At 27.4% G+C, this 9,405-nt stretch carries 7 protein-coding genes; 1 reads left to right on the top strand and 6 read right to left on the bottom strand.

The genetic code is table 11. From position 1 onward, the window contains the following. Positions 1-24 precede the first annotated feature (24 nt). From KGF52_RS18785 to KGF52_RS18770, 4 genes are all read right to left on the bottom strand, one after another. Positions 25-765, bottom strand: a complete 741-nt coding sequence (locus tag KGF52_RS18785) for an SIS domain-containing protein (protein ID WP_227841236.1) — start codon at positions 763-765, stop codon at positions 25-27. 2 nt (positions 766-767) lie between these two features. Then, on the bottom strand, positions 768-2,027 hold the full coding sequence (locus KGF52_RS18780) for a PTS ascorbate transporter subunit IIC (protein WP_227841235.1): 1,260 nt from the start codon (positions 2,025-2,027) through the stop codon (positions 768-770). Between the two features lie 131 nt (positions 2,028-2,158). Beyond that, positions 2,159-2,437, bottom strand: coding sequence for a PTS sugar transporter subunit IIB (locus KGF52_RS18775; protein ID WP_227828903.1), 279 nt, complete (start codon positions 2,435-2,437; stop codon positions 2,159-2,161). Positions 2,438-2,449: 12 nt separating this feature from the next. Beyond that, complete coding sequence (locus KGF52_RS18770; RefSeq protein ID WP_227841234.1) at positions 2,450-4,369, bottom strand: BglG family transcription antiterminator; 1,920 nt, start codon at positions 4,367-4,369, stop codon at positions 2,450-2,452. 478 nt (positions 4,370-4,847) lie between these two features. Between KGF52_RS18770 and KGF52_RS18765 the strand changes: the two genes are divergently transcribed. Further along, on the top strand, positions 4,848-5,435 hold the full coding sequence (locus KGF52_RS18765) for a DNA-3-methyladenine glycosylase I (protein WP_227841233.1): 588 nt from the start codon (positions 4,848-4,850) through the stop codon (positions 5,433-5,435). Between the two features lie 400 nt (positions 5,436-5,835). Here KGF52_RS18765 and KGF52_RS18760 read toward each other — a convergent pair whose 3' ends face one another. Then, positions 5,836-7,923, bottom strand: coding sequence for a sensor histidine kinase (locus KGF52_RS18760; protein ID WP_255646334.1), 2,088 nt, complete (start codon positions 7,921-7,923; stop codon positions 5,836-5,838). A gap of 195 nt (positions 7,924-8,118) precedes the next feature. Further along, the gene (locus KGF52_RS18755) at positions 8,119-8,811 is read right to left on the bottom strand and encodes a response regulator transcription factor (RefSeq protein WP_227828911.1); all 693 of its coding nucleotides are present in this window, start codon (positions 8,809-8,811) and stop codon (positions 8,119-8,121) included. Between the last annotated feature and the right edge of the window lie 594 nt (positions 8,812-9,405).

The raw sequence follows: 9,405 nt of genomic DNA, 5'->3' as shown, positions 1-9,405 counted from the left end.
CCTTATTAAAATACTTTCTTCACCTTAATATTCATAGTGAATTACATCTTTATATTCATCAAAAATCTTCTTATTTAACTCATCTCCACCATCTATATTTGCACTATAAAAAATTGGTGGATTCTTTAACCCTCTATTAACTAACTCTTGAGTAACTTGAGCTATAATAGAATTCATCACAGTAGTTGCAATTACAGTAGAAGTTGGACTAACTCTTTGATTTAGACCATCTATTTCTACACAGGCATCTCCTTTTTGACCATGATTATCTATTACTAAATCACACACCTCATAAAGATTTTTTCCTGAAGAATGTCTTGAAGATACACTCTTTGAGTAGCTTAAATTAGTTATACATATTACTGTTGCCATCTTTTCTTTAGCTTCCATAGCAAATTCTATACTTACTGGATTTCTACCAGATACTGAGTGAATTATAACTACATCTCCTTCTTTAACTGGAGTCTTATCAGCTAGAGCCACACCATATCCTTCTAGTCTTTCCATCTTGCTAGTGTGAGTTATAGGTGCTGTATCTAACATTAGAGACTTTGCAAATACTGGATTTATAAGAACACAGCCACCTGCCCTGTAGAACAATTCTTCTGTTAGTATTCCTGCATGTGAAGCCCCAAATGAAAATATAGCACTTTTGTTTTTTATTGCCTCAACAAGTATTTGTACTGCTTTTTCCATATTGGATTTTTCTTCAGTTTCTATTATATCAATTAATCTTTTTATCTCATTTATGTATTTAAATTCCATATTTATAATACTCCTCCAAATAATGAACCTATAAACTTACTGATTATACCAAATAATGAAAGGTCGTTACCACCAAATATTAGTATCCAGTTTTGAATAGTTCCTGAGTAAATTACAGCAGATATTCCTACTAAAGCTACCATAAATATTGCAGCTACAGCTGTACCTATTATAGCTCCACGTATACCACCTTGTGATTCGCCTATTACTGCTGCTGCTCCACACTCAAAGAATGAAGTTATAACAAGTGGTATAAGTAACATATTAAATATATTGAAGTAGTTACATATTAAAATCATAGCTGTAGATGTCAACATGGCAACTAAGAATCCTATTAATACAGCATTTGGCTTATAGTTAAATAGTATTGGACAATCAAACGCTGGTAGTGCATTTGGTACAACTTTTTCTGATATACCTTGAAATGCTGGCATTATTTGATTTATTAACATTCTTACACCATGAAGCATTATTATAAGCCCTGCTCCAAAAGAAAGACCTTGCTTTATTGCATATGTTCCAATAAACTCATTACTGTCTTTAAATGCATCTGGTATTACTATCCCAACAACTATAAACATTAAAAATACTGCCATTCCACCACTTATAGATATTTCTCTAAAGAATGATAAACTTTGAGGTATATTTATATCTTCTGTAGATTTTTCTTTATTTCCTACTAGCTTAGCAATAAATCCTGATATAAGAGCTAAGCATCCAGATGGATGTCCTAGTGTAAAAGAATCATCTCCAATAACATCAAATACATATTTTCTTAATAACCATGGCATTATTGACCAGTAAAGTGCTGATAATACTGCTGCAAAAACTATTAACACGCCACCATTTAATCCAGCTTCTACTCCAGATGCTACAAATATAAATGGAAACCAGTAAAGCATATGACCTGTTAAGAATATTGTCTTAATAGGAGTAAATCTTGCTATCATTAAATGGAGAGCTAGACCTACAAACATTGCTAAACCTATAATCCCTCCATAACTTGCAGTAAAAGTAACATCACTCAAACCTTTTGTTACTGCACCACCACTTATACTTTGGAAAGCTCCATTAATCGGTGCTATTGAACTAACTAACATCCCTGTTCCAGTTTCCATAATTATTATGCCAAAAGCTGCAAGTAATGACCCCTTTATAACATCTGATGCTTTCTTTTTCTGTAGTATAAGGCCAAACGCTGCTATTAATCCAATTAGCATGGACGGATTACGTAAAATATTATTTGAAATAAAATCAAGCATTATTTTTTTAGTGATAGGCTAACTATTTAAGTTTTCTATCACTAAATTCCCCCTCTCTTTCTTACTATTTTTAATTTTAGTAAGTTTTTATTTTATGTCGTTTAACTTAAATTTAATTTTTAAAATTTATACTATTTCTTATCATTTAAGAAAGTTTGAACAACTTCTGTAACTTCTGTTAAATCCATATACTTCTTAACTGGATATACTGGTACATTACAAGTTCCTTTTAATTCATTTAATAATTCTTGGCTTGTAAATATACAGTCACAATCAGCCCCTCTAGCTGAGTTTATATCTGTATTTTCTACTTCTCCTTCTATACTTAACTGCTTTAGAACCTTTTGTATCGTCATTTTTAATACCATTGATGAACCTACACCAAATCCACAGACTGCCAATATTTTCATTTTAAATTCCTCCTAATTTTGTTTATTTATAAGTTCTAGTATTGAGCTTTTGTCTCCATTAATTATTACTTTTATATTTTCTTCTTCATACATCATCTCCGACAGCGATGCTAATGCTCTGATGTGAGTAGTATTATCTATAGCAGCTAGTACCATAAATATGTTCACTGGCTTTCCTAATAAATCAACCTCATCTTTTACTATAAGTAAGGACATGGCAAGTTTGTTTACCCCTTCTTTAGAGCTTGCATGTGGTAAAGCAAATCTATCAGCTAAAACAATATAAGGTCCATACTTTTCAACTGACTTTATCATATTTTCTATATACAACTCTTCAATAGAGTTGTCTTCTAACAATGGTTTTGAGGCTATTTTTATTGCTTCTTTCCAATCTTTAACACTTCTTATTATGTTGACCCTCTCTTCATTAATTAATTCCTTTAACATTGGTTGATACATCTCTCCTTCATCTATCTTATGTATTATGTTTAATAAGTCAGCTTTTAGTGATTCTTCGTTATTAATAACTCCATTTTTTCTTATAGCCTGTATTATCAGTTCAAGACTGAAATACTTCTCATTTTCTTTTACACTTATGAGTTTGTTCATAAGTAATTGAATGTCTGATGTTGTTAAAAGAGGATTTACAACTATTACATTACTTACATTTTGTATGTCTATGGTTGTAATTATGTAATCATAGTATATATTTACTTCTTTTAGTTGCTTAATAGATACTATGCCTACTATTTCTATAGTTGGTATGTATTTGTATAGCTGTATTTCCAAACTCTTTGATACCATAAGACCATTAGGACAAACTAGTAAGACTTTATTCTTTCTTAGACCATTATCTCTAGAACCTCTTAAGTATCCTCCAAAATATGCTGCTATAAATCCTATTTCTTCTTCTCTTATACCTTCAAATACAGGAAACTCTTCTTCATTTTCTATAATTGACTTTATAATCTTATAAAGTGACTTATGTTTATACTTAGTTTCGTCTAGCATAGGGTTGCTAATAGGAAACTTAAATCTTATTCTATTGTAAGAAGAATGCAGGTGCCTTAAAATATTTTTTTTAAACTCATGCTTACTTTCTAATTTTATTGCTGTATTTACTTCAAACTTATCTATAAGTTTATCTACATATACTTCAACAACATCTTCCTTAACTTCACTATTTAAACTAGGAAGTGAACTTACATAAGCACACACATAGGCTTGTTCATTTTCATTAGCTTCTTCACATAAAAGGTCTTTACAATTATTAAAGTAACTAATTTTTTTAGCTTCATTTAGATATTTATAAGAGTACAAGGTTTTCCCATCTCTTATTCTTTTATTTAGAAACTCTGTAAACTTAGTTAAATTTAATAAAGAGTAATCTGTAAGATTTATGTATCCCTTTGTATCAAAGTTAGTTACTTCCTTACTTATAGAATTAATTTCTAATACATTTTCTTGTGTAAGTAGCAAGAAAAGTTCTCTAATAACATATTCATCACCTATTACTTTGTACTTTCCCTTGTATTCTAATTTTAGTCCCATTGTTTGAAGATACTTTTTTATATCGGTTATTGTTTGTACTACTGTGTTTTTTGAAAGTAACATTTCATTTGTTAGTTTTTCTATTGATATTTTTTCATCATGTAATATTTTGTTCAATATAAAAGTTTTTCTATATTCACTATCTAAAAATTTATCTTCTTCAGCTGAAATTATTTTTCTTACATTGCCTAAGTTACCTTCAAATATAAATTTGTGTTTTATATTTTTTATGTTACCTCTTTTTCCTAATTCTTCGTTTATAGCTAAGATATCGTAGTAAACAGTTCTCTTTGATACATTGAACTTTTCTTGTAGTTCTTGTGATGTTACATTGTTATTTTTAATAATAAAATCTAATATTTTTTTAGCCCTTTCCTTCATACTGCCTCCTTAATTTTATTATCTATATTTTACATACATAGTGCCATACCAAATAATTGCACACGATTTTACCTTATTTTATAATTTTGCACAGTTTCACTCTAATCTAAAAGATATACGATACTAAAAAGTATTTTTAAAAAAATATGGCAGTGACACATATTATTTTTTCAAAAAACAAGCTAGACCGAATAAAAAATCTCCAAATTATGTCTACTTAAATAAATAGTACTGTAATGATTTTATACAATCAAATACAATTATTACCATACAGGTTGAAAGACTAGTAAAATACTTCCAGAATCTATTGTATTGATTATCAAAAAAATTTTAAAAAGATGAGGAGAATTTATATGGAATTGCCAGCCTTAATTAGAATTAAAAAGATTTGATTGTGTGAGATGTTGAATAAATGTATAATATCTTTGTAAAGCAGAATTAATGTAGATTATTTATAAAACAGAAAGGATAATATAATATGAATGAAAAAATCCGATGTGCTTGGTCAGGAAATACCCAAATATATACAGATTATCATGACAACGAATGGGGACGCCCTGTACATGATGATGATAAGCTATTTGAAATGCTAATTTTAGAAAGCATGCAGGCAGGGCTTTCGTGGATAACCATACTTAAAAAAAGGGAGTCATACAGGGAAGCATTTGATGGATTTAATCCAAATAAGATAGCCCTTTATGATGATAAAAAGATTGACGAACTCATGGCAAACGAGGGCATTATAAGAAATCGTTTGAAAATTAATGCAGCTATAAACAACGCTAAGGTATTTCTTGAAATTAAGGATAAACATGGCAGCTTTGATAAGATGATTTGGAGATATGTAAATAATACTCCTATTGTGGGACATTGGGAAAAAGTTGAAGATTTACCTGCAACAACTCCACTTTCTGATAAAATAAGCAAAGATTTGAAAAAGATGGGTTTTAAATTTCTCGGCTCAACCACAGTTTATGCATTCATGCAGGCTACAGGCATGGTCAACGACCATATTACAGAGTGTTTTGCTTATACAGAAATATTAAAAGAGTATTCTTATGATTAGAAAACTGAAAACGCACAACTATTTTAAAATACAATGAAAAATAGTTGATTCAAAGACTTATCTGAAATTTTTTCAACTGTCCTATCTCCTATAGCTAATTGTACAATACATTTCAACTAATTTAATTTTTGTTTCAAAATCTATTTTAGATTTTCGTAACATAAAAATATACTCCCTTCATAGCATCAGTTGTTATTATTTCAACTGTCTACTATAAAGGGAGCATATCAAAATAGTAATATTAATAAGAAAAAATATATTTACACAAATCTATCTACATTCTCATAAAATTAATTAAAAGTATTCCCTTCTTTAAAAGTATCTACATAATTGTTTTATAGGAAACCTTTCAATATCTTAATTTTTCTGTAAAAATTATATTATATCTTGAAATTTTATTTTAATCTATCTTTATTTCTTCTTCATATTTTTGAAATTCTAAATTTGCTTTAAACAAATCCCCATCTATTTCTATATAGAATTTTCCACCTTGTAAGTTTACTAAATCTCTTGCAATAGCAAGTCCTAACCCACTACCTTCAGTATTTCTTGACTCATCAGCTCTTTTAAATCTTTCCATAATCTCACTTGGGTCAAAATTTAACTCATATGAAGATATGTTTTTCATAACCACCTTTACATTGTCACCATTTTCATAAACATCGATATAAACTCTAGTACTTTCTAAAGAATATTTAGCTATATTTGACAGTAGATTTTCAAAAACTCTATACATTCTTCTTCCATCTGCCCATATATACACTTTTTCATTTGGAACATTTAGTCTTATATTTAGGTTATTTTTAGACAATTTTTCTTCAAGCTCACCTATACTTTGTCTTAATAGTTGTACCAAATCAATTTTACTAACTTGTAACTCTATATTACCACTACTTACTCTACTCGCTTCAAATAAATCTTCTATCAATAATTTTAACCTCTTTGACTTTGATTCTAGTACATTTATATAATCGTTTATATAGTCTGGTTGTATAGAATCTTCTTTTTTAATTAAATCTACATAATTTATTATAGAGGTAAGTGGAGTTTTTAAATCATGAGATACATTAGTTATAAGGTCAGATTTCATCCTTTCACTTTTTACCTGTTCTTCTATTGCTTTGTCTAGACCTTCTCCAATATTATTTATATTTTCTGCTAAAGATGTAAAATTATCATTTCCACTAATTTTTATCTTATAGTCTAATTCACCCTCTTTTATTTTTTCGGTACCTTCTATAACATAACTCAAATAAGAAAGTCTTTTGGTTATATAAAGTGCAAAACCTAAAAATATACATATAGAAAATAACAATCCTAGACTTACACTTTGAGCACTGATTATAATTATTAAAACCAAAGATATTATTACTATACCAATAACCTTTCTTGCTAAAGATATTTTTTTTATAGCGTTAATAACCTCCCTTACAGTTTTTATTAACCATAAAATCATTCTAACTATAACACTTGATTTAAATATACACATTTTATTTTCCAAATAGCTTAACTGAACAGTTATAAAAAATATATTATTTGAAATTAGTAATGATGCTATAGAAATTAGTAATATAACATAAGTATCATAGGATGTATTAATAACATACATAAATAGAAGTATTATTGAGATAACTATTATTATTGCATTAAATTCCATAGGTATTTTATTGTATATTAATAAAGATACACTGTCTTTCTTTAATGCCTTACATTTAATTCGTTTACATAATATCATAGACAATAAACATATAATAGCTAAAACTAAACTAGCTACAAAAAATAATTTCACTTTTTCTGTAGCTTGCTTAAATGTTTCAAAGTTATTGTATACAATTCCATCATCAACACTTAGTTCTTTAGGAAAGGATACATAAGCTTTAAATTCCTCATCTATACTATTGAGTTTCAAATCAATATTATTTAATTTTAATTTCTTCCCGTTTAGTTTTTTAGTATAAGAATCATTTTCTACTCCTACTACTATTTCTACATCACAATAACCCTTTACTTTTTGCTTAAATTCATCTAAATCATCATATATTGTGTTAGTATAAAACTCTCCTGTATATGTATTTCTAATATACATTTTTATATTTTTCAAAGAGTTTAAATATTCTATAGATGATAGCTTATTATTTACAAGTTCATCATAATTGTTAAAGTAACCATAATCGTTACCTAAAGCAATATTTTTGCCCTTTCCTCCTGCGTTAAAATAAATATCATTTAATTTCAGTTTTTCTTCTTTGTTATTTTCACTACTTACAGATAGTTTCAAATTGTATAATATCTCTTGTATTGTACTTTCATCAAATATATTGCTGTCATAAAAATCATCAGATATTCGAACAATTCCACTACTTGTAGAAGTTTTTTGTATATTGTGTTTAGGCTCAGCAAATCCTATTGATGCAAATAGTATAGCTAATGGAAATGAAATAGATACTATTATTAATGCTACTAACTTTAATGCTCTATATTTTTCCAAGTTGTTCACCTCATCTACATCGTCAATATCTTATATAAAATAAAATTCAATACAAGCATAATTCCCATAGAGTACATTAAGCTACTTGAGAAGAAGTTAAAACATATAAGAATTCCTAATATTTGTGTAAAAGTAAAAACGACTAAAATCAAAATGCAATTGAATATTAAACTCTTTTCTTTCATAAGTTTTCCGCTAAAATTTTTCAATCTTATAACCAACTCCCCACACCACCTTTAAAAATCTTGGTTCTTTTGGATTTATTTCAATCTTTTCTCTTATTCGTCTAATGTGTACTGCTACTGTATTTTCTGAATTAAAACTTTCTTCATTCCATACTTTTTCGTATATCTCATCTATTGAGAAGACTCGTCCTTTATTTTCTAAAAGAAGTTCAATTATCTTATATTCAATTGGTGTCATTTTTATATTTTCGCCATCAATCTTAACTTCTTTTGTCAATGTATTTAGCTCTAGAGCTCCACTTTTTAAAATTTCTTTGCATGTATCTTCATAATTACCTAAAGTTACATATCGCCTTAAGTTTGATTTTACTCTAGCTACAAGTTCTAATAAATTAAATGGTTTTGTTATATAATCGTCAGCTCCAATGTTTAATCCCATTATTTTATCTGTATCTTCACTTTTTGCTGAAATTAAAATTATTGGTATATTTCTTTCTTCACGTATTTTTACAGTTGCTTTGATTCCATCTAATTTAGGCATCATTATATCCATTAAGATTAGATGAATATCATTTTCTGTTATTACTTCTAATGCTTTCATTCCATCATATGCTTTATGTATTTTAAATCCTTCTGATTTAAGATATATCTCTATTGAATCAACAATTTCTTTATCGTCATCTACTACTAGTATATTGTACATATTTTCACTTCCTCTATTGTATAATAATCCTTATATTTATTATACAATATCTTTCACTCCCTTTCTCAATAATGACTAAATTGTTATATTGTATTATCTTACATTTTTATAATTTTTCTTTATATCTATATAATAGAATATAAATCTTAAGAAAATATTATCCTAAATCTTAAATATTTCTTAAGATTTTCATTAAATTAAGGTTTATTTGAATTAATTGATTTAAATTATGCTTTTTTCAAATTACTTTAATTTAAATGTTTTTATTAGATTAAGCTGAATTGATGTATATTAATTCTTATTGAGTAGTTTTTTTCATAGGTGGAAGAATGGTGGAAGAAATATAGTTTCAAGTATTTATTTTACTATGATACTAGGCACTTATACAAGTTTTGTTTTTCTCCCTATCAATCTATATTATATAAATATTCTACTAAAATTTATATAATTCAAAAGTGAGCCTATTCAATAATTTAAAATATGTTCAGAATAATAAATAAAATAAAGGTACAAAAAGTTATACTTTCATACCTTCATTGTTTTTATTATGTAATTACCTATCATTTTCATCTTTTAAACTATTAATTTATATAT

Origin of the sequence: Clostridioides sp. ZZV15-6597 (assembly GCF_020657815.1) — a bacterium.
Classification (GTDB): domain Bacteria; phylum Bacillota; class Clostridia; order Peptostreptococcales; family Peptostreptococcaceae; genus Clostridioides.
Note: the sequence above shows the minus strand (reverse complement) of the source record. Positions and strands in the feature narration are given on the sequence as shown.

Bases quoted from the DNA above. Each gene is read 5' to 3' on its own strand.
- KGF52_RS18785 (WP_227841236.1), bottom strand. From the start codon at position 765: ATGGAATTTAAATACATAAATGAGATAAAAAGATTAATTGATATAATA.
- KGF52_RS18780 (WP_227841235.1), bottom strand. From the start codon at position 2,027: ATGCTTGATTTTATTTCAAATAATATTTTACGTAATCCGTCCATGCTA.
- KGF52_RS18765 (WP_227841233.1), top strand. From the start codon at position 4,848: ATGAATGAAAAAATCCGATGTGCTTGGTCAGGAAATACCCAAATATAT.
- KGF52_RS18770 (WP_227841234.1), bottom strand. From the start codon at position 4,369: ATGAAGGAAAGGGCTAAAAAAATATTAGATTTTATTATTAAAAATAAC.
- KGF52_RS18775 (WP_227828903.1), bottom strand. From the start codon at position 2,437: ATGAAAATATTGGCAGTCTGTGGATTTGGTGTAGGTTCATCAATGGTA.
- KGF52_RS18755 (WP_227828911.1), bottom strand. From the start codon at position 8,811: ATGTACAATATACTAGTAGTAGATGACGATAAAGAAATTGTTGATTCA.